Source organism: Granulicella sp. L46, assembly GCF_009765785.1.
In the GTDB taxonomy this organism is placed as follows: Bacteria; Acidobacteriota; Terriglobia; order Terriglobales; family Acidobacteriaceae; genus Granulicella.
In genome coordinates this window covers 670,458-690,292 of sequence record NZ_LMUT01000025.1, presented here as the reverse complement: position 1 = coordinate 690,292, position 19,835 = coordinate 670,458, and the positions used below count along the sequence as shown (strand labels likewise).

Genomic DNA, 19,835 nt, shown 5'->3' with positions numbered 1-19,835 from the left:
GGGGGGGGGGGGGGGGGGGGGGGGGGGGGGGGGGGGGGGGGGGGGGGGGGGGGGGGGGGGGGGGGGGGGGGGGGGGGGGGGGGGGGGGGGGGGGGGCTTCCTGGGCGCGGAGGTGCGCGGTGGTGAGAAGCGCGGCGAGGAGGAGGGTCGGCGGGGCGAGACGCATGGTGGTATTAGAGTCTCAGATTTCGGCACGGACCGGTTCGTCGTCCCACCCCGTTACGATGAAGGCGTCACGGATGGGCACCCGGCAAGAACGGGCGCTCGCTATGCGAGCGAGAAGCAGGTTCCTCGCTACGCTCGGAATGACAGCCAGAAAGGCAAAGGCAAAAGCAGGAACAAAAGCAGATCCCCATAGGGAATGACAGCCAGAAAGGCAAGCGCAAAAGCAGGAACAGAAGCAGATTCCCATAGGGAATGACAGAAAGAACGGCAAGTGCAAAAACAAAGGCAGGAGGGGAAGGCAGATTTGGGCTCCAGGGCAGGTTTGGCACAACGAAGAGGGGGGCTGGTGCGTCTGAAGGGTATAGGCGTTGGCAATGAGGGGGCGAGCGATGGTGGGTGCAGTTGTGCCTCCGCGCTGGTAGTCTCAAGAGAGCGTCTAGGCAGAATCAGCAGAAACGTTTTGAGTGATTTGTTTCAGGCAGGGCCGCGGGCAGGATTGCTCGTGAAAGAGGAATACGGATGACGTTGGGTACGCACAGGATGTTGGTGGGTGGATTGGCGATGTTGCTGGCCGCTGCGGGGAGTCAAGCAGGGGCACAGAATCAGACGCAGGCGCAGCAGAGTGTCCCGGATGCTCCGCAGCCGCAGACGCTGCCTACGTTGAATTCGATCAGGCCGGTAGCACCGGCATTGCCGAGCACGCCATCGCAGGCAGGGGCAAGCACGTCGACGACGGAGGCCGCACCGACCATCACGGTGGTGCCGGATCAGGCGGATCAGGACCAGGGGCCGCCGCCGGTGACCGAGCGGAGCCAGGCGAATACGCTTTCGGTGAATGTCCAGTATCACGCGATTCCGTTTACGGTGAAGGACTCCAAGGGACGGCTGGTTCCGGGGCTGACGTATCGGGATGTGCGGGTGTATGAGAATGGGCTGCTGCAGCATACGTCGGTGTTTCTGACGGATCCTGCGCCGCTGTCGGTGGGTCTGGTGATCGACCAGAGCGTGACCGCGGACACGATGGAAAAGGTCAACGACTCGCTGTCGGCTCTGCAGGGGGCGTTTTCTCCCTATGACGAGGTTGCGGTGTTCACATACAACAATGGCGTGAAGGAGCAGACGACGTTTACGGCCGCGCAGAGTGCGCGGCTGGGGGCGGTGCTGGATCAGTCAAAGGGAATCGGACGCGATCCTCTGATGGGATTGAATGGACCGCTGGCACATGACCAGGTCATCAACAATATGCCGATCGATGGGGTAGTGGACTCGGGGCATCAGCCGGGCACGATGACCTTCACCGTGCCGAAGGAGATTCACACGTTGAATGATGCGATCCTGGCGGCGGCCAAGGAGGTCGCGCGGGCGGATTATCATCGGCAACGGATTATTTATGTGATCTCGGATGGCAAGGAATATGGCAGCAAGGCAACGCAGAAGGAAGTGATTCGTTTCCTGCTGACCAACCACATCGAAGTATGGGCGACGCAGGTGGGTGAATCCGCCATCAAGGGTATGGGCTTTGTGGACCGGATACACATTCCGCTGACGATGCGCGACGATGCGCTGCCGAAGTACACGTCGGCGACAGGCGGACAGTTTGATTCGGAGTTCCGTCCGAAGGGCATTGAAAACGGCTTCTCGCAGATCACGGCCGAAATCAGAGCGCAGTATACGGTGGGCTATTACACGCACGAGTCTCCGTACAACGAGAGCTATCGGAAGACCGAGGTACGGGTGTTGAGGCCGAGTCTGACGATTATTGCGCCGGATGGATATTACCCAAATGCTTCGGATAATGCGCGGATGAGGCCGAAGACGGCGACGACGACGACACCGGCGGCTCCGACGACGCAGACTCCGGAATTGAGACAACACCCGGCGACGACAACGACACCGGCCCCGCAATAGAGCGATGGGGCTGACGATTCATGCGAATGCGCTGATCGCGCTTGCATCCGCCGCCCTCTGGGGCGGCGGTGATTTTGCGGGGGGCATGGGGGCGAAGGCGTCGGGTGGGCGGGTGACGGGGGCGATCCGGTTTGTGATCGTGTCCCATTTGATCAGTCTGGTGGTACTGGTGGGGATTCTGGTGGGGCAGCGCGCGGAGATGCCGCATGGGGTGGCCGTCCTGTGGGCGATTCTTGGCGGCGTGATGGGGGCGCTGGGGTTGGTGGCGTTCTATATTGCGCTGAGCCGGGGCGGGATGGGCGTGTCGGCGGCGGTGAGTGGGCTGCTGGCAGCCGCGATTCCGGCGCTGGTGTCGAGCATGATGGAGGGCGCGCCGGGAGCGATGCGGCTGGCGGGGTTTGGGCTGGCGGGTGGAGCGATCTGGCTGATCGCGGCGGGAGATTCTCCGGAGAAAGATTTTCCAGAGACGAAGGGCAAGGCCGGGAGCACGATGGGGCTGGCGGTGTTTGCGGGTGTGGCGTTTGGAGTTTATTTCGTTGCGCTGAAGCTGTCGAACCCGTTGGGGCTGGTGATGCCGATGACGATTGCCAGGATGAGCAGCGTGGCGCTGTGCTCGGTGGTGCTGGGGGGGATGGCGGTGAGGGGGAGGGTGTCGTCCGCTCAACCCAGGTCCGAGAATCCGGAACTGGGGCACCCGATTCTTGGGCGGTGGACTGCGGGGTGGGGATGGGCTTGCGGGGTGGCGCTGTTGGATACGGGCGGGAATGTGCTGTTTCTGGCGGCGTCGCGGATGGGGCGGCTGGATGTGGCGTCGGTGCTGGCGAGTTTGTATCCGGCGGGAACGATTCTGCTGGCGGCGTGGTATTTGCATGAGCGGCCGACGAGAAGACAGGGGTTGGGAATGGTGGCTGCGCTGGCGGCCGTGGCGATGATTACACTGTAGGCGTCGCAAGGAGACGCACATGAGCCTGAAGCCAGCTGCTTTTCGCGCAGGCTCACGGATGACAAGCTGAGCCGCCTAGTTCATGAGGCGCGGCGAGTTAGAAGCAGATTCCCAGAGGGAATGACAGAAAGAAAAACAAGGGTTGAAAGAAAAGCAGAATCACGACGAAAGGGATAAAGGTTTCGCACTGATTCTGAGGATGGGGCAAGGAAAAGAGCGACGGCCGCAGGTTGGGCTCGTCGCTCTTGGGATGTTGGTGGTTTCGTGAAGCTTAGGCGGCGGGGGGCTTAAGGTCTTCGCCGGGCTTGGGGGTGACGGTGTGGGCGGCGTCGGCGGGTTTGGCGTCGGCCTTGACGTCGTCGTTGATGCCCTTCATGCCTTCTTTGAAGCCGCGGAGGCCTTCACCGAGGCCCTTGCCGAGCTCAGGCAGCTTTTTGCCGCCGAAGAGAAGGATGGCGAGGCCTGCCAAGATGATGAGGTGCCACGGTTGAAATAAATCACCCATACGAAATCTCCCTGCTGCCGCCCGTGCTGTGATGCGATTCTGGGTCCGATGTCAGGGTACTCCAGGTGGCGACGATTCATTGTCGCACGATACGTTGGAGAATGTCCGTGGCCTGGGGCGGCTGGCATCTTGAGTACGCGGTGGAGAGAGATTTGGATGCAAATGCGGCGGAAGGGAGCGGGGGCGGGGCGGGACGGTATATCCTTGGAGAGACGCTCTGCTGGATTCATGTGCGGACGCGCTACGCCTGGTTTCTTGGGAAGAGTCGCTTTCTTATGCGGCTTGGAAGAGTCCTTTAGAGACAGGCACAACCAGATGGACCCGCGCTGCTCGGATGAGCCCGCCTACGAGGAAGATGCTGCAACTGATTAAGAAGACCTTTGACTGTGCCACTCGCAAGGTGGTTTGTGCGACAACCCTTAGCCTGTTGGCCGGTATGGCGCTGACTGGAATTGCTGCGGCACAGACGCAAACTCCAGCACAGACGCCTGCGGATTCGCAGTCCAGCAGCCAGACGCAGACGCCTACGGCGGCTCCGGGAACGGTGGCGGTGACCAAGGCTACGGCGGCGGCGCTGGCTCCTTATACCGGGCCGAAGTACAACAACCGGTGGGAACTTTTTGCCGGCCTGAACTACATGAACGGGCAGGCGGGGCAGGTGCAGCCCGGGCGCCGCTACAACATGGGCGGTGGCGAGGTGATGGGCACGTATTGGCTGGGCGGCGCGCCGGTGAAGCGTTGGGGCGTGATTGGGGACTTCCGCTTTGGTGCGGGAACGACGCCGGTAACCAGCCCGTTCTACAACCGCGTGCTGATCATGCAGAGCATTCCCAGCGGCGGTGTGCAGGTTCGCGGACCGAAGAATCGGTATGCGGCGATTGATTTCCATGCGCTGGCCGGAGAGACGTATGGCCACTTTAATTACGCGGTGAATCATTATCCTGGCGGAAGCCCGGTGAGTGCCTGCGCGGCGCAACAGGGGATCGATGGATACGGCAACGTGGGGAATCTTGGGCTGTATTGCAACCACTGGGCACCGTATGGCGCGGTGGGTGGAAGCATCGACTTCAATGAGAGCGCGAAGCTGGCGATTCGGCTGCAACCTGACATCACGTTCGAACACTTTGGTGATGAGACGCGCGTGTTCTTCGCGATCTCGATGGGCGCGGTGTATCGGTTTGGAACGAAGTAACGCAGGGGATAGGGTGTAGAGGATAGAGTGTAGAGAAAGCGGAAGGCCCTCCTGATGGAGGGCCTTTGCTTTGGTGCGTGTGCGGGGCTAGGTTTGGAGGAATTCGGGGGAGACTGGGTTTTCGTAGGCGGAGTAGTCGCGGGTGACTACGGTTAGGCCGCTGGCGGTTACGAAGTAATTTTTCTTGTCTTCGTTGGAGTCGTAGCCGATGACGGTGCCGTCGGGGATGTGGACGTCGCGGTCGATGATGGCGTGGCGGATGCGGCAGTGGCGGCCGATGTTGACGTGGGAGAAGACGACGCTGGAGTCTACGTCGGCGTAGCTGTTGACGCGGACGTCGTGGGAGAGGACAGAGTTGCGGAGGACCGAGCCCGAGATGATGCAGCCGGCGCTGACGATGGAGTTGATGCCCATGCCGGTGCGGCCGGGTTCGCCGAAGACGAACTTGGCGGGCGGGTACTGGTAGGCGCGGGAGCGCATGGGCCAGGCCTTGTCGTAGAGGTTGAAGACGGGGGCTACGGCAGCGATGTCCATGTTGGCCTCGTAGTAGGCCTCGAGGGTACCGACGTCACGCCAGTAGAGGGCGCGCTGCTTGTTCTCGTCGACGAAGTTGTAGGCGTTGACCTTGTAGCGGCCGAGGAGCTTGGGCAGAATGTCGTGGCCGAAGTCGTGGCGGGAGTCGGGATCTTCTGAGTCGCGGACGAGTTCAGGGAGAAGGACATCGGTGTTGAAGAGATAGATGCCCATCGAGACGTCGACCATCTCGGGATCGAAGGGGGAGCGGAGGTCGGTGGTCTTGGGCTTCTCGACGAAGCCGGTGACCTCGCCATTCTTGGCGACCTGGACGACGCCGAACTCGGAGACCTTGTCGGGGGTGACGGGGAGGGTGGCGAGGGTGACGTCGGCGCCCGAGTCGCAGTGCTGCTGCTTCATGCGGGCGTAGTTCATCTTGTAGATGTGGTCGCCGGAGAGGATGAGGACGTGCTTGGGCTCCTCGGAGCCGATGGAGTAGATGTTCTGGAAGACGGCGTCGGCGGTGCCCTGGTACCAGGACTTGGAGACGCGCTGCATGGGGGGAAGGATCTCGATGAACTCGCCTAGTTCACTGGCGACGACCGAGCCCCAGCCTTCGCGGATGTGGCGGTTCAGCGAGAGGGCTTTGTACTGGGTGAGGATGTAGACGTGGCGGAGGTCGGAGTTGATGCAGTTGGAGAGGGTGATGTCGATGATGCGGTACTGGCCGGCAAAGGGAACAGCGGGCTTGGCGCGGTCGCGGGTGAGGGGAAAAAGCCTCTCTCCAGCGCCACCGGCAAGCAGAACACCTAACGTATCTCTCATGGTCCAGCTTCCTCGAACGGCTGTGCGACGTTGGTAGTCGCATACACTCTGCTCGGATGCATGTTACGGCATCCACGACGCCCGAGAGTATCAGCGGCGAGAAATTATTGGCAAATCGAGAGCGCGCTAGGCGGCCGGGGCAGCGTCTTCGCCGGTCGATTCAGCGCTTTCTGAGGAGATGCGCTCAGTCTCTTCGGTAGAGATGCGAAGGGACTTGAGGAAGGTGAGGTCGTTGCGGGTGAAGGGGCCAGAGGCGTCGTCGGCGTCGGTTTCGGCGTCGATTGTCTCGGGTTCGTCTTCGACCTCGTTGAGACCGATGGTGGCTTCGAGCATAAGGAGAACGTCGAACCCCTGCTCTCGAATCTCGCGGACGACGCCTGAGATCTGGTCGGACTCACTGACCGACTCGTGGATCGCTTCGCCCAGTTTCTGGATAAGGTCTTTGACCTGTTGATTCAATGCCACCTCCCCGTCGTTTTGGAAACAAGTGTTGAGAGAAAGACTTGCTTCTCCGGATGTTGGAATGCCCATCCCACGCATTGGGTCTTCCCTGCCAGGTTCAGCGGGAACGGCAGCTGCGGGTGAATCGTTTGCTATTAACAAGATTACGCCGGAGGGCGGTGGAAGCCAAGTCCCGCGATGGATTGGAATCAGGAAAGATTACCGAAAGCGCGGTGAAGGGGGAGGGCCGAGGCGATTGGGTGGACGAAGGGGGAAGCTAAGGCTTTGACGCAACGGGCGCTACGTTAGCCAAGTTTCGCTACGCGAGTGGTCGACTGGCTAGACGAAGGTGGGGTCGTCGGAGTCGTCTTCGTCGAGGTAGTAAGCGGGTTCGTGGATGGCCTGCGAGCGGGAGGAGTTCCAGACCAGAAATCCTGCTGCGGCCGCCGCCATGCCCCCGATGAACCAAACGAACTTTTTCATGCGTGCTTCCCTTCCACCCTCCATTATCAATGAGAACGGGCGGGGTGGAAGAGCGGAAGTGGCGGGGGGATCAAGGGAAGACAACGGCAGGTTAGACGACGGTGTGATGGTCGGCCCAGGCGGCCTCGAGGCGATGGGCAAGCTCTTCTACCGGCTGCACGCGCGCACGATCCCATACGAGGAAACCTACCATTGCTGCTGCCAAACCGCTCACCAACCAGACTAGATTCTTCATTGCTTGCCCCTTTGTTTCTTGTTTCGACTGTGACTTCGAACGTCGTGAGGGGTTGGATGCAGGAGATGGGGATGGGGTATAGGTCGGGCGAAGAAAGCCGGTGAGGGAAACGCGGGACAGTACACTGGAGGGCATGGACAGGGTTCGGTTCGGACGCGCATTGGGGTATGGCGCTCGGCATGCGGCGAAGACGCTGATGCAGGCGGCGGATGCGGCGACGACGTCTACGCCGAGGCGGCCGGGGACGGCACCAGAGCGCGCGGCGAAACCTGCTGCGCAGACTGATCGCGTGGCAGAGAAAGTGGTGCAGACGCAGCGGACTGTGGCGGCGACGAAGAAGCATGCCGGGAAGTTGGGGCGGTCGGTATGGACGCCGGTGGCGCGGTTTTCGAGCGTGGTTTGGCTGCAGGTGACGGGGCTGTTCTTCGCTTTGATTGCGATGTTCCTGGCGCAGGGGGCGTGGAAAGAGCGGGCGGCGTGGCATCTGCCGCTGGGATCGCATGCGGCTACTAAGTTTTATGTGCTGGCGTTGGCGTTTGCGGCGTTCGCTTATTTTTCGGTGAGTAATTTTGTGCGGGCTTACTTGCGAGAGCGGAAGTAGCGTCCTGCGCGGACGGCGAATGTTGCTCCTGGGTGGAAAAGATATTCTGGCTGGCTGCGAGACTTGGGATGGTTGCGCAACGTATTTGGGAGCAGACTTCGGGCCCCAGATGTTGTTGGGAGGATGGTATGTCGAGCGTAAAGGTGTTCCGCCGGATGCTGTTGGTGGTGTTTGCCGGGTTGCTGCTGCCCGTTGCGATGCGGGCGCAGATGCTTCCGCAGCCGGCGCCGGTTCCGGCGAAACTCCTGGCGAAGAATGTGTTTCTTTCGAATGCGGGGGCGGATAGCGGGCTGTTTCCTAGCCCTTTCAGCGGTGGGCCGTCGCGGGCGTATGACTATTTGTACGCGGCGCTGAAGAGGGATGGGGCGTACGTGCTGGTCGACGATCCGGCGAAGGCTGACCTGGTGTTTGAGATACGGGTGACGGCGCCGAGTGGGCCGCAGAATCCAAGCAAGGTGAGTGGTGCGTCGGACCCGCTGCCGATGGCGCGGCTGGTGGTGTATGACCGGCCGACGCATTACGTTTTGTGGGCGGACACACAGTCTGTGGACGTGGCGCTGCTGCAGAAGACGCATGATGCGAACTTCGATCGGGCGCTGGATCGGCTGCTGAGTGATTTGAAGAGTGTGGCCACGCCAAATCCTTAGGGGAGGATGTGCGGCTGGGCGAAAGGTGGGTTCGCCGGGGGTGGGGGCGGTTTGGTATCGTTTGAGGGATGCTGAGCGCGCGGAGAGCTGCGCTGCCGGCTGGAAAAGGCACACACCCATGAGCGATACGATCTCTGATTTCTTACCGACTGTTCCTGCGCCTGCGCCGCTACGGCGGACGGCTCTGTATGCAACGCATCATGCCCATAAGGCACGGATGGTGGATTTTGGCGGATGGGATATGCCGGTGCAGTATCGCGGGCTGATTGAAGAGCATATGGCGGTGCGGACGGGCGTTGGGGTTTTCGATGTGTCGCACATGGGGGACATTCAGCTGCGCGGACCGAACTCGCTGGCTGCGGTGCAGAAGCTGCTGATGAATGATGCGTCGAAATTGCAGATTGGGCAGGCACATTACTCGGCGATGCTTTATCCCAATGGGACGTTTGTGGATGATGTGGTGCTGCATAAGCTGGGCGAGAATGATTACCTAATCGTGATCAATGCAGGAACGCGCGAGAAGGATGTGCAGTGGGTTCGGAAGACGATTGGCGGAATGGGCGGGCTGCATATCACCGACGTGAGCGACTATTACACGCAGATTGCGATCCAGGGGCCGAAGGCGCAGGCTACGCTGCAGAAGCTGACGCCGGTGGATTTGGGGCCGATTAAGAACTACTGGTTTACGTGGGGACAGGTGTGCGGATTGCATAACGTGCTGATCGCGCGGACCGGCTATACGGGCGAAGACGGGTTCGAGATTTATGTGCCGGCGGATGAGGCTACGAGCGCTCGTGTGTGGGGCGAGGTGCTGGCCGCGGGCGAGGAGTTTGGTGCGATTCCGTGTGGGCTCGGGGCGAGGAATACGCTGCGGCTGGAGGCGGCGATGGCGCTGTATGGGCACGAGATTTCGGACACGCTGAATGTGTGGGAGGCGAATCTCGGGCGGTATTGCAAGATGGAGAAGGGCGTGGATTTTGTTGGGCGCGAGGCGCTCGCGAAGGTGCAGGAGAGCGGCGGGCCGGCTAAGCGGCTGGTTGGATTGGAGATGGTGGAGCGTGGGATTGGGCGCGATGGGTATGCGGTGTTTTCGCTCGAGGGCGAGAGGATTGGCGAGATTACCAGCGGGTCGCCGGGACCGTTTGTGAAGAAGAATATTGCGCTGGCGTATGTGCCGGTTAGTTTTGTTGAGCCGGGGACTGAGGTTGCTGTGGAGGTACGCGGACAGATGGTGAAGGCGGTGGTCGTGGCTACGCCGTTCTATAAGCGGGCAAAGCTTGGGGCGGTTGCTGCGGCTCCGGTTGTTACGGCGCCGCTGAGTTAGGCTGGGCGTTCGCTTTCCACCGGCTGGCTGCCTACAATTGAGTTGCAAATATTTCTAAACACGCGGGATTGAAGAGGGATTATGAGCTATCCGGAAACGTACAAGTATGCGAAGTCGCATGAGTGGTTGCTGCTGGAGGGTGACGCGGCTACGGTGGGGATTACCGATTATGCGCAGGAGTCGCTGGGCGACATCGTGTTTGTGGAGCTGCCGAAGGTTGGGCAGGAGATCGCGGCAGGGGCTACGTTTGGTTCGGTCGAGAGCGTGAAGGCGGTGAGTGATTTGTACTCGCCGGTGGGCGGTACGGTGACGGCGGTGAACTCCGCGCTGAATGATGCGCCGGAGACGATTAATACGGCCGCGAATGCGACTTGGATTATCAAGCTGAAGGTCGCGGATGCGGCGGGGGCTGATTCCCTGCTCGACGCGGCGGCTTACGAGAAATTTGTGGCGGAAGAGACTGGGCACTAGAGAGATTGTGCGAACCCACCCGTGCGCAAAAGCGCGTACGGATGGGGCACCCGGAATGTGGGTGAAGGGAAAGGAACTACATGCGTTATTTGCCTAAGTCGCCTGCTGATCGCGAGGCTATGCTCGCCGAGATTGGTGTGGCGTCGATTGAGAGTTTGTTTGAGACGATTCCTGCCGAGTATCGGCTGACCGAGGATTTGAAGATTCCTCGGCAGCATTCGGAGTCGGAGATTTTGGAGCGGTTTCGCGCGTTTGGATCGAACGTGGCGAGTGGCGATGCGCTTGAGTTGGCTGCGCAGCCTGCGGGGAAATTGTTTGCGAGCTTTTTGGGGGCTGGGGCTTATCGGCATTATCGGCCGGTGATTATTGATTCGCTGGTGCAGCGTGGGGAATTTCTGACGAGCTATACGCCGTATCAGCCGGAGATTTCGCAGGGCACGCTGCAGGCGATGTTTGAGTTTCAGACGATGATCTGCGAGCTGACGGGGATGGAGATTGCGAACGCGTCGATGTATGACGGGTCGACGGGCGCGGCCGAGTCCGTGCTGATGGCGTGTCGCGTGACCGGGCGGCAGGGTGCGGTGGTGGCGCGGACGGTGCATCCGGAGTATCGCGAGGTGCTCGCTACCGTCACGAAACATCAGGAGATTCCGATTACGGAGTTTGGGTATGTTGCCGAGACGGGGCGCGTCGATTTAGCTGCGCTGGACGCGGCGATTACGGACGAGACGGCTTGCGTGCTGATCCAGTCGCCGAACTTCTTTGGGACGGTTGAGGATGTTGCGGCCATTGCGGAGATTGCGCATAAGAAGGGCGCGCTGCTGATTGTGTCGATTGCTGAGGCTGTGAGTTTGGGTGTGATTAAGGCTCCTGTGGAAGCGGATATTGTTTCGCTTGAGGCGCAGAGCTTTGGTGTGGCGGTGGGATTTGGCGGACCGTATTGCGGCGTGATTGCTTGCAAGGAGAAGTTTCTGCGGCAGATGCCGGGGCGGCTTGTCGGCGAGACGAAGGACACGAATGGCAAGCGTGGATGGGTGCTGACGTTGAGCACGCGCGAGCAGCATATTCGGCGGGAGAAGGCTACGAGTAATATCTGCACGAACCAGGCGCTGGTTGCTATGATGGTCACGATTTTTCTGACGGTGTATGGGAAGCAGGGACTGCGCGAGCTGGCGGAACAGAATTTGGCTAAGGCGGATTATTTGCGGAAGGCGTTAGTGGATGCGGGTGCGGTGACGAAGTTTGATGGTGCGCCGCGGTTTCATGAGTTCGTGCTGACTACGAAGGAGTCGGCTGCGGCGGTGAATGCGAAGCTGCTGGAGAAGCAGATTGTTGGCGGGCTGGGGCTCGGCAAGTGGTATCCGGAGCTGGGCGAGAGTGCGACGCTTTGGTGCGCGACGGAGTTGACGACGAAGGCGCAGATGGATGCGGCGGCGAAGGTGCTGGCGGGCGCGCGGGCGCAGGAGCTTGTTGGCGTGAAATAGTTTGGAAGAAAGGCAGGACCCCGATGACTTCGAGTACGAAGGGCGCGATCATCGGGGGGTGCCTGGGCATCGTCCTTATGCTTGTCATGATTGAGAGCAATGTGGAAGCTACCGGACTTTGGCTTGTGCTTTGGCCGTCGGCGATGTTCGGGAGTATCCACGGGCAGGGTGGCGGAATCTTCTGCCTGGTCGTGGGGTCGATTGAGGTTGGCCTTCAATTTTTGGCTTACGCGGCGCTGGGATGGATGGTTGGTGCGGTTGTACGGATTGCTCGGAAGGAAGGCTAGTGGATATCAGCGCAATTGAGGGCGAGGAATTGAGTTCCGTGACATTCGTGCAGGACTATGTGCAATTCGACTTCAATGGTCCGGGGCTTACTTTGTTTATCTGGCCCGAAGTATTTGTTCCAGCGGGCGCTCAGATCGGCGAGGGCTCCTACGCGCACGGCGAGCCGGGTTATCGCGACGCGATGTGCCTGCAGATTGGCGAGCCGGTGGAAACGACGTCGGCCGAAGAGGGGGGGGCGCTGGAGATCAAGTTTGAGAACGGAACGATCTTCCGCACCTCGCTCCGCGAAGAAGATTACGAAGGCCCTGAAGCCGTCCATTTCGCGTCGGGCATATCCGGCGATCCACTCGTTGTTTTTTAAGAGGATTTAGTGATGGCACATAAGACGCGGATTATGTACATCGAAAACAAGGGCGGTCTCGTGGAAACGTATTGGTGGGGCAAGACGTCGTCACCAGCAGGCTTGACGGGGCCGGGACGTATCGGAAGGGTTACTTTCTCTAAGACTGGCCGCAGCCTGGCGTATCGCGGCAAGGAGTTTAGTAAGGCGACGGAGTTCAAAGCGAACTACGCGTGCGAGACGGGCGAGTGGTTTTGGATATCGGGACCGAAGAAGCGTGGCGGCGATGCTCTGTATGCAACGAACATTCCGATTGAGATTGATGAGGATGTTCGGGAAGAGTATTGGGTAGAGATTCGGAAGCAGCCGGAACGGAAGCATGAGAAGCGGACGAGGTAGTAGAAAGATTTTGGAGAACGACGCACGTGAAGAAGACGACGCTTACGATTCTCGCTGTTGATCTTGGGGCGGCTACATTTTATGTCTGTGCGATTCGCTGGCTGATTCCACGCAGTGGCAAGTGGAATGGGCTTGTTATGGTGTTGAGTTTGATTTTGGTAGCTGGATTTGTAATGCAGTCGGCGATTTTGCGCCGCAGGTTGAAGGAGAAGTAGAGATGGCAGATAAGTTTGTTGGGACACCGCGCAAGGCTACTACGCATGTTAATCAGAATGAGGATTTGATTTTTGAGAAGTCTTCGGCTGGGAAGAAGGGGTATCGGCTGGCGCAGTTGGATGTGCCGGCGGTGGATGCTGCTTCCCTGCTGGGCGATTCGGTGCGTACCGATGATTTGGGCGTGATGCCGGAGCTTAGTGAGATTGAGATCATTCGGCACTTCACGCGGCTTTCGACCTGGAACTATGCGATTGATTTGGGGATGTATCCGCTGGGGTCTTGCACGATGAAGTACAACCCGCGGATCAATGAAACCGTTGCGCGGATTGAGGGGTTGGCCGAGGCGCATCCTTATCAGCCGGAGTCGTTGAGTCAGGGCGCGTTGGGGATTATGAAGCTGCTGAGTGAGTGCCTGATCGAGATTACGGGCATGGATACGATTACGCTGCAGCCGGCGGCGGGAGCTCAGGGAGAGTTTACGGGGATCCTGATGGTGCGGGCGTATCACGAGGCCAAGGGGAATGCGCGGAAGAAGATCATCATTCCGGACTCGGCGCATGGGACGAATCCGGCGACGGCTGCGATCTGCGGATATCAAGTTGCGAACCTGAAGTCGAATGCTTTGGGGATGGTGGATCTGGATGAGCTTGAGCGGATGGTGGATGAAGATGTTGCCGCACTCATGCTGACCAATCCTTCGACCATCGGTGTGTTTGAGAAGGACATTCACAAGATTGCGGACATCCTGCATGCGAAAGGCGCGCTGCTTTACATGGATGGCGCGAATATGAATGCGCTGTGCGGGAAGACGCGGCCGGGCGATTTCGGCGTGGACGTGATGCACCTGAATCTGCACAAGACGTTTTCTACGCCGCATGGTGGCGGTGGTCCGGGGTCGGGGCCAGTGGCTTGCAAGAAGATTCTTGAGCCGTTCTTGCCGACGCCGGTGGTGAAGACCAACGCGGATGGATCGCTGGGGTTGGAGTATAACCGGCCGCAGAGTGTTGGGCGTGTTCGTGCGTGGTACGGAAATTTCGGGATGTTCATTCGCGCGCTGGCGTACATCCTGGCGAATGGGCCGGATGGTCTGCGGCAGACGACTGAGGATGCGGTGTTGAATGCGAACTATCTTCGGGCGAAGCTGGATGGGACGTTTGAGCTGCCGTATAAATCGCCGTCGCTGCATGAGGTGGTGTTCAGCGATAAGCTGCAGGCGAAGAATGGCGTGAAGACGGGCGACATGGGCAAGCGGCTGATCGATTATGGCTTCCATGCGTATACCGTTAGCTTTCCGCTGGTGGTTGCGGGCGCGATGATGATTGAGCCGACGGAGAGTGAGAGTCGCGAGGAGTTGGATTTGCTGGTGGATGCGCTGAAGCAGATTGCGCGCGAGGCTGAGGAGAATCCTGAGCTGGTGCAGACGGCTCCGCATACTACGCGGATTCAGCGGCTGGATGAGACGACGGCGGCGAGGAAGCCGGTGCTGCGTTGGAAGGGGCCGGTGGCTTCGACACCGCTGACGCCGGACTCGGCGGCGAAGGAGTGGTAGTGGCGGATGAGAGTGGAGGCGCGGGGAAAGGTTCGCCGTTCTATCGGCATGGGGATGTTTTCTATGCGCGGGGCGAGGAGTTGGAGCGCGAGGAGTTTATGCGGGGTGAGGCCCGGGGGCGGCTGGCGGTTGCGCTCGATGTGCTGACGGACGCGATGATCCTGGTGGGGCAGCATGGGGTGTACTGCCGGAGCGAGCGAAATCCTGCGCTGCCGAAGATGGATCTGCAGGCGGTGCTGGCGGGGATTGGCGGGGCGAAGGAGCTGGTGGCTTCGGCGCTGGATAAGCTCAACGACGAGGGTCCTGCGCGGACGGCGAGAGATTTGCTCGGTAGGTCCGGCTCAGAGCGATAGCAGAGAGGGATGTACCCATGGCTTCGCGAAATGGCTTAGCTACAGGTACACCCAGCGTGGGTTGATCAAGAGGATGAAGAGCGGAGGCTGATTACTTTTCGGTTTCGATCTTTACGGACACGTCCGTGGTCTCCCATTTGACGTGGAGATAGGTGGAGCGCTTCTCCGTGTGCTCAAAGGTGATGGTCATGGACTCCTGGGGCGCGGGGAGCTTGGCAAGGTGCATCTCGGTGCGGCCGAGGTCTTCACCTTCTGGATAGGGGATGCCCCACTCGCCGGTCTTCTTGCTGATGATGAGCTTCCAAGGTGTTCCGGGAGCGCCGGGCAGCGTGAAGAGGGTGTACTTGCCGGCGGGAACGCTGAGAGAACCGATCTTCAGATTGCCGGTGGTGACGAAGCTGGTGGCGGGATTGGCTCCGGTGCGCCAAGGCTGGCCGTAAGGCACGAGGCCACCCATGATGACGCGGCCGCGCATGGCGGGCGAGTTGTAGTTGATGGTGATGGTGGTGTCGCCGAGGGTGACATCGGTCTGGGCGGCGGGGCTGGCGAGGGGCTTGGCGGAAGCGTCCGACTGCTTGGCGGGCATGTCCATGTTGGACATTTGGGCGGAGGCGGGGAGGGCGGCGCTGAGGGTTGCGGCGAAGGCGAGGGTGAGGAGGAGCGGGGTACAGCGAGAAGGATTCTTCATGGGTGCTATGGTACTCCGGGGATGTTGATTAGGGACACTGGTGCGCGCGTTGCCGACGTGGATTTAGTACTCGGCCTTCTCGCCTTTGGCGGGGATGGAGGTGGGAACGTTGGGGACTCCGGCGTAGGTGATGATGAGCACGGCGGGTTGGTCGCCGGCCTCGCCGCGATGGACATCGTCGACTGACTCGCCGACGGCTTCGCCTTGGTGAACGACGAGCGTCTTGCCACTTGCCTTGTCGTGCAGGGTAAGGGTGCCGGAGAGGACATAGACGACGTTGGGGAAGGGGTGGGTGTGCCAGGGGAGAGCGGTGTGCGGCGCGAGAGTGACTTTGAGTGTGGTGAGCTGCACCTGTCCGGTGGGGTAGTGCTTGTATGGCTTGCCGTTCCACGATTTGTCGGTCTGTAGAAGGACTTCGCGCTGTCCTGCCTGAACTTTGAGCGGTGCGTTTTGAGCGAGGAGCGGCGTGAAGGATGTGGCGGCCAGAAGGAAAGTGATGGTTGCGCTGCCGAGTTTGAAGGTCATTCGGGGAATCTCCGTTTGGGTGGTGGGGCAGTAGGAGGCGAGCTCCGATGAGGAGCTCGATACGATTAGGGTTTGGATGCTTGCGGGGCGGGCGCGGTGGCAGAATCGTGGGTGCGGATCGCAGCTCACTGATGCTTAATTCGGGCTCAGACATCTTAAATATTGTTTGCCGGTGTGAGGCTGCGGAGCTGCATCGGGAGATCGGAGATCTATGGCTGAAGCCAAGCACTTTCATCATTTCAAGTTGAACGAGATTGCGGCGATGTTTCCAGATACTGCAGAGACGCTGCTGCTGGACAAGTATTTAATCGATGAGGCGGAGGCGAGTGTGCGGGTGTTCCGCGTCTATCGGGAGACGCCGCCGCACTATCACGTGGGTAGCGACGAGCATCTATATGTGCTTTCGGGAAGAGGCACGTTCTGGATGGAAGACGCCGCGAACAAGGGGGAGTTTGCGGCGGGAGACTTGCTGGTTTTCAAACGGCGCACGGTGCACGCGCTGCCGGAGATATTGGAGGGGCCGGTGGTCTTTCTGGCGATCGACACACCACGGCGCGATCCGAAGGACATTGTCTTCGTGAATCCAGGGGATGGCACGCCGGAGAGTTTTATACGCGAGAACAAACAGCCCGGTGGCTGAGGTGGAGTTCAACTTCGAATCTTCCTGGGCGTAGGTGCGACCGAAGCGAGTGGAGCCGAGGCCCCACTCGCGATGCGGTCATGGTCTTCATTCGCGTTAGGCGGCCATTCTCCGCTTGATCGCTGCTGCGCCGCTCAGGAGAGCAGAGCCCAGAAGCACGAACGTGGAGGGTTCCGGCGTCGGAGACGGACCAATGGGTACGCCGCCAACCGTCACTCCATCGACCGCAAGTCCGGTATCGAACGCTTCATCGGTCCAGTTCGTGACACCTACTTCGAGGTAGTAATTGCCGGCGGCGGCGATCGTGTAGTCAGAGTTGATCCAGCCCGTATAGCCGCATCCTGCCGCGTAACACTGGCCGGAATAGCTACCCAGAGGATCCCAGGCGGGGCCTCCCGGGATGATGGGTACGGAGGAGGGATCCAGGGTGGCCGTGGGGGCAGGCAATCCGGTTCCAGGGACGATGCTTCCGGAAGGTTCCGTACGTGCTGTGAAGAGCAGCGCGACTGGATCATTCGACGAGTTGAAGAGCTCCGCCCAGGCGTAGTCGGCAAAGCCGGCTCCGTCGGAGGTGACGAAGTTGAAGTAGAAGTTGAGGGGCGTTCCCGCCGTCGCCGCGAAGAGGGGCGTGGCGAGGGTTGAGCCATTGGTCTCGTCCCCAAGAGCTCCCGTAGGAAGAGGAGCGGTTGCGCTGGAGCCGTTGGTGGTGACGTACTCGTATGAACTGTTGCCGGTGGGTGAGAGAGACACGACGCCGTTGGCACCAAGGGAGCCACAGGAGCCACTGCAGGTCCAGCCACTGGGAATGGGATCTGCGAGCGCGATGCCCGAGTATCCCAAGCCAAGAATGGCAAGAGCAGCTATAAGACGAAAAGAATTTCTGCGAGTTGAAGCGATGTGCATGACAACTACCTCCAGTAAGAATCGGGAGGATCGCTCGAATAGGCGGGGTCCTAAAACGTCCAGGCGCGAATGAGAGATCCACGTACCTTGACCAAGGAGGATTGCTGCAGTTACATCAGGCGTTCTCGAGAGAGACGCAGGGAAAAAACACTAGGGTCGGGAAATGCTTTCTCCCGTAGGGCATCCCTAGGGTGCAATTCATTGGCCAATCTATCTATTGATTCTGAAAGGCTTAGTTTTGGTCTGGCGGAGAAAGCGCAGGTTTTTGCAGATAAGTGGAAAGGAACTTCTGCGTGAGATTGGATTTTGAAAGCGCGATGCGTGTGCGCCCGCCGTTCAGTGAATGTTATCGAGAGCGCGCGTTTTCGCCTGTGGCCCGTTGGCTTGAGGCGAGCGGTAGCGCGATTCGCAGAGGGCATCTCCGCGCGGTCTGGGGACAATCCTGATTGATTCACTCTGGTATGCTTGACCCATGTGTGTCTCCCGCTTGGTGGACCGCAATCTCAGCAGAATTAGCGCCGATTTGGCGAGTGTGGGATTGCAGGGACATTGAATAGGGTCGAGTCGTGATGTAATTGTGCGCCCGTAGCTCAGCTGGATAGAGCGGCAGCCTCCGAAGCTGTAGGTCAGAAGTTCGAATCTTCTCGGGCGCACCATCTTCTCTTCGACAAATTAGGTTAGGCCCAGGTATCGACTGTTACGGTGTGCGTGCCTTCGTGCGCGAAACGGTCCAGGAGAGTTGCGGTGGCCTGGACGGTGGCGGAGCGGTCGGTGCCGATTCCCTGCTGGTGGCCGTCGTGGAGAAGGATGTTGGCGCCTGTGTGGCGGGTACGGGCACGATCGATGCCGCGGGTTACGTTGGTGACGATGCGGTTGGCGGGGATGGGCTGCCAGTCGTAGCCCATGGCGTTCCACTGGACGATCTTGAGGCCTAGCTCTTCGGCCGCGCGGAAGACGGCGGGGCGGCGGGCTCCGTGGGGCGGGCGGAGATGGTGGATGGGGGCGCCGATCGTGTCTTCGAGGGCCTGGTTGCAGGCGCGGAGCTCTTCGCGGATGGCGCGGGTGGGAAGGAAGCTGAGCCAGGGGTGCGTGTCGGTGTGGTTGCCTATGAGGTGGCCGGCGGCGTGGACGCGGCGAACGATTTCGGGACGCTGGCGGACGAAGCGGCCGATCATGAAGAAGGTCGCTCGGGCGTTGTGGCGGGCGAGGAGATCGAGGAGGGCGTCGGTGGCGATGTCGTTGGGGCCGTCGTCGTAGGTGAGAGCTACTTCGTTGGGGTCGGTGCCGGCGATGATGGTGTGGCCGAAGAGTTGGGAGCCGGGGCTGAGGGCGGCGTAGGTGAGGGTGAGACCTGCGGTGACGGCTATGGCGGCAGTGGCGGCGAGCGTCGCGTGAAGCGGGCTTAGCGAGGTAGCCATGCTTACTTCTTTAGGAGAGCGAGGACTTCTTCGGCGTGGCCTTCGGGCTTGACCTTGTTGAACTCGTGGATGAGGCGCTGGTCGGGGCCGATGACGTAGGTGGTGCGCTCGATGCCGGAGACGAGTTTGCCGTACATGGTCTTGGGCTTGATGACGCCGAAGCGATTGCAGATGGTTTGGTCGGCGTCGGCCAGGAGGGGGTACGGGAGGTCGTATTTTTCGGCGAACTTCTTCTGGGCTTTGACGGTGTCGCGGGAGATGCCGAGGACGACGACTCCTGCTTTCTGGAGTTTCTTGAAGTGGTCGCGGAAGCCGCAGGCTTCGATGGTGCAGCCGGGGGTGTCGGCCTTGGGGTAGAAGAAGAGGACCACGGGCTTGCCGGCGAAGTCAGAGAGGCTGACGGGGTTGTTGTCCTGATCGGGGAGGGTGAAGTTTTCTACTATGTCGCCGGCTTGCATTAATTGACGTCCTCAACAGTGGTGACGGTGCGGTTGGCCAGGACTTGCATCGCTTCATACGAGGCCAGCAGATCAGTGACGAGAATGCCGTTGATGGTCATGCCGGCGAGCGCGACGTCTGTGATGCAGAGTTCCTTTAGAGAGGCATTCGAGATACGCACGCCGGACAGGTTCATGTCCTCGAGGATGCAACCGGAGAGGTTCACGTTCTCGAATCGTGTGTTGGACAAGTTGACGTCATTAAAGGATGAGCCTGAGAGATTGGATCGGGTCACCTCCAGCGCCTCGGCTACTTCGTTCAGTTTCATCGCAAGCTCTCCG

General features: G+C 60.2%; 26 protein-coding genes and 1 tRNA gene. 16 read left to right on the top strand and 11 right to left on the bottom strand.

The annotated features are described in order from the left end of the window. Positions 1-684: 684 nt before the first annotated feature. Complete coding sequence (locus GSQ80_RS22820; RefSeq protein WP_254059882.1) at positions 685-2,073, top strand: VWA domain-containing protein; 1,389 nt, start codon at positions 685-687, stop codon at positions 2,071-2,073. 4 nt (positions 2,074-2,077) lie between these two features. Further along, positions 2,078-3,016 carry an EamA family transporter gene (locus GSQ80_RS23795; RefSeq protein WP_158789903.1) on the top strand — a complete coding sequence of 313 codons (939 nt, stop codon included), beginning with the start codon at positions 2,078-2,080 and terminating at the stop codon, positions 3,014-3,016. A 271-nt stretch (positions 3,017-3,287) separates the two neighbouring features. On the opposite strand, the gene tatA is transcribed toward GSQ80_RS23795, so the two are convergent. Beyond that, positions 3,288-3,521: a twin-arginine translocase TatA/TatE family subunit gene (gene tatA, locus GSQ80_RS22810; protein WP_158789902.1), complete on the bottom strand. Its 234-nt coding sequence runs from the start codon at positions 3,519-3,521 to the stop codon at positions 3,288-3,290. A gap of 355 nt (positions 3,522-3,876) precedes the next feature. Between tatA and GSQ80_RS22805 the strand changes: the two genes are divergently transcribed. Beyond that, on the top strand, positions 3,877-4,713 hold the full coding sequence (locus GSQ80_RS22805) for a hypothetical protein (RefSeq protein ID WP_254059881.1): 837 nt from the start codon (positions 3,877-3,879) through the stop codon (positions 4,711-4,713). A gap of 87 nt (positions 4,714-4,800) precedes the next feature. On the opposite strand, the gene glgC is transcribed toward GSQ80_RS22805, so the two are convergent. The 4 genes from glgC to GSQ80_RS22785 all read right to left on the bottom strand — a co-directional run bounded on the left by glgC (position 4,801) and on the right by GSQ80_RS22785 (position 7,210). Continuing rightward, entirely contained in the window at positions 4,801-6,051 is a 1,251-nt protein-coding gene (gene glgC, locus GSQ80_RS22800) for a glucose-1-phosphate adenylyltransferase (RefSeq protein WP_158789901.1), read from the bottom strand. A 126-nt stretch (positions 6,052-6,177) separates the two neighbouring features. Next, positions 6,178-6,516 (bottom strand): hypothetical protein, encoded by a 339-nt coding sequence (locus GSQ80_RS22795; protein ID WP_371315761.1) that lies wholly within the window; start codon positions 6,514-6,516, stop codon positions 6,178-6,180. A gap of 315 nt (positions 6,517-6,831) precedes the next feature. Beyond that, complete coding sequence (locus tag GSQ80_RS22790; RefSeq protein WP_158789899.1) at positions 6,832-6,975, bottom strand: hypothetical protein; 144 nt, start codon at positions 6,973-6,975, stop codon at positions 6,832-6,834. A 91-nt stretch (positions 6,976-7,066) separates the two neighbouring features. Then, positions 7,067-7,210: a hypothetical protein gene (locus GSQ80_RS22785; protein ID WP_158789898.1), complete on the bottom strand. Its 144-nt coding sequence runs from the start codon at positions 7,208-7,210 to the stop codon at positions 7,067-7,069. Between the two features lie 133 nt (positions 7,211-7,343). Between GSQ80_RS22785 and GSQ80_RS22780 the strand changes: the two genes are divergently transcribed. The 11 genes from GSQ80_RS22780 to GSQ80_RS23585 all read left to right on the top strand — a co-directional run bounded on the left by GSQ80_RS22780 (position 7,344) and on the right by GSQ80_RS23585 (position 14,882). Beyond that, the gene (locus tag GSQ80_RS22780) at positions 7,344-7,811 is read left to right on the top strand and encodes a hypothetical protein (protein WP_158789897.1); all 468 of its coding nucleotides are present in this window, start codon (positions 7,344-7,346) and stop codon (positions 7,809-7,811) included. A gap of 128 nt (positions 7,812-7,939) precedes the next feature. Beyond that, positions 7,940-8,458 carry a hypothetical protein gene (locus GSQ80_RS22775; RefSeq protein ID WP_254059880.1) on the top strand — a complete coding sequence of 173 codons (519 nt, stop codon included), beginning with the start codon at positions 7,940-7,942 and terminating at the stop codon, positions 8,456-8,458. Positions 8,459-8,576: 118 nt separating this feature from the next. Next, entirely contained in the window at positions 8,577-9,782 is a 1,206-nt protein-coding gene (gene gcvT, locus GSQ80_RS22770; RefSeq protein WP_158789896.1) for a glycine cleavage system aminomethyltransferase GcvT, read from the top strand. An 81-nt stretch (positions 9,783-9,863) separates the two neighbouring features. Beyond that, positions 9,864-10,253 (top strand): glycine cleavage system protein GcvH, encoded by a 390-nt coding sequence (gene gcvH / locus GSQ80_RS22765; RefSeq protein ID WP_158789895.1) that lies wholly within the window; start codon positions 9,864-9,866, stop codon positions 10,251-10,253. A gap of 80 nt (positions 10,254-10,333) precedes the next feature. Further along, a complete protein-coding gene (gcvPA, locus tag GSQ80_RS22760) occupies positions 10,334-11,737 on the top strand; it encodes an aminomethyl-transferring glycine dehydrogenase subunit GcvPA (protein ID WP_158789894.1) in 1,404 nt (467 codons plus the stop codon). A 23-nt stretch (positions 11,738-11,760) separates the two neighbouring features. Beyond that, complete coding sequence (locus tag GSQ80_RS22755) at positions 11,761-12,024, top strand: hypothetical protein (RefSeq protein WP_158789893.1); 264 nt, start codon at positions 11,761-11,763, stop codon at positions 12,022-12,024. Beyond that, positions 12,024-12,386, top strand: coding sequence for a hypothetical protein (locus tag GSQ80_RS22750; RefSeq protein WP_158789892.1), 363 nt, complete (start codon positions 12,024-12,026; stop codon positions 12,384-12,386). Before GSQ80_RS22755 ends, GSQ80_RS22750 begins: the two co-directional genes overlap by 1 nt. Before the next feature lie 12 nt (positions 12,387-12,398). Next, complete coding sequence (locus GSQ80_RS22745; protein ID WP_216850533.1) at positions 12,399-12,764, top strand: hypothetical protein; 366 nt, start codon at positions 12,399-12,401, stop codon at positions 12,762-12,764. Between the two features lie 26 nt (positions 12,765-12,790). Beyond that, entirely contained in the window at positions 12,791-12,979 is a 189-nt protein-coding gene (locus GSQ80_RS22740) for a hypothetical protein (RefSeq protein ID WP_158789891.1), read from the top strand. 2 nt (positions 12,980-12,981) lie between these two features. Continuing rightward, positions 12,982-14,529, top strand: coding sequence for an aminomethyl-transferring glycine dehydrogenase subunit GcvPB (gene gcvPB, locus GSQ80_RS22735; RefSeq protein ID WP_158789890.1), 1,548 nt, complete (start codon positions 12,982-12,984; stop codon positions 14,527-14,529). Next, entirely contained in the window at positions 14,529-14,882 is a 354-nt protein-coding gene (locus GSQ80_RS23585) for a hypothetical protein (protein ID WP_254059879.1), read from the top strand. Before gcvPB ends, GSQ80_RS23585 begins: the two co-directional genes overlap by 1 nt. A 91-nt stretch (positions 14,883-14,973) precedes the next feature. On the opposite strand, the gene GSQ80_RS22725 is transcribed toward GSQ80_RS23585, so the two are convergent. Both GSQ80_RS22725 and GSQ80_RS22720 read right to left on the bottom strand, forming a co-directional pair. Beyond that, positions 14,974-15,570: a DUF2911 domain-containing protein gene (locus GSQ80_RS22725; protein ID WP_254059878.1), complete on the bottom strand. Its 597-nt coding sequence runs from the start codon at positions 15,568-15,570 to the stop codon at positions 14,974-14,976. A 63-nt stretch (positions 15,571-15,633) separates the two neighbouring features. After that, on the bottom strand, positions 15,634-16,095 hold the full coding sequence (locus GSQ80_RS22720) for a cupin domain-containing protein (RefSeq protein ID WP_158789889.1): 462 nt from the start codon (positions 16,093-16,095) through the stop codon (positions 15,634-15,636). A 211-nt stretch (positions 16,096-16,306) separates the two neighbouring features. Here GSQ80_RS22720 and GSQ80_RS22715 point away from each other — a divergent pair, with 211 nt between their 5' ends. Beyond that, on the top strand, positions 16,307-16,735 hold the full coding sequence (locus GSQ80_RS22715) for a cupin domain-containing protein (protein WP_158789888.1): 429 nt from the start codon (positions 16,307-16,309) through the stop codon (positions 16,733-16,735). Positions 16,736-16,831: 96 nt separating this feature from the next. Here the strand turns inward: GSQ80_RS22715 and GSQ80_RS22710 are convergent, their stop codons facing one another. Further along, positions 16,832-17,638 carry an NF038132 family protein gene (locus tag GSQ80_RS22710; RefSeq protein ID WP_216850530.1) on the bottom strand — a complete coding sequence of 269 codons (807 nt, stop codon included), beginning with the start codon at positions 17,636-17,638 and terminating at the stop codon, positions 16,832-16,834. A 579-nt stretch (positions 17,639-18,217) separates the two neighbouring features. On the opposite strand from GSQ80_RS22710, the gene GSQ80_RS22705 reads away from it, so the two are divergent. Then, positions 18,218-18,294, top strand: a tRNA-Arg gene (locus GSQ80_RS22705). A gap of 21 nt (positions 18,295-18,315) precedes the next feature. Here the strand turns inward: GSQ80_RS22705 and GSQ80_RS22700 are convergent. Genes GSQ80_RS22700 through GSQ80_RS22690 form a run of 3 tightly spaced genes read right to left on the bottom strand, consistent with a single transcriptional unit; the run spans position 18,316 to position 19,822 of the window. Further along, on the bottom strand, positions 18,316-19,056 hold the full coding sequence (locus tag GSQ80_RS22700) for a polysaccharide deacetylase family protein (protein ID WP_158789887.1): 741 nt from the start codon (positions 19,054-19,056) through the stop codon (positions 18,316-18,318). A 2-nt stretch (positions 19,057-19,058) separates the two neighbouring features. Next, positions 19,059-19,514: a thioredoxin-dependent thiol peroxidase gene (gene bcp, locus GSQ80_RS22695; RefSeq protein ID WP_158789886.1), complete on the bottom strand. Its 456-nt coding sequence runs from the start codon at positions 19,512-19,514 to the stop codon at positions 19,059-19,061. Beyond that, positions 19,514-19,822: a pentapeptide repeat-containing protein gene (locus GSQ80_RS22690; protein ID WP_158789885.1), complete on the bottom strand. Its 309-nt coding sequence runs from the start codon at positions 19,820-19,822 to the stop codon at positions 19,514-19,516. The genes bcp and GSQ80_RS22690 overlap by 1 nt, the downstream gene beginning before the upstream one ends. Between the last annotated feature and the right edge of the window lie 13 nt (positions 19,823-19,835).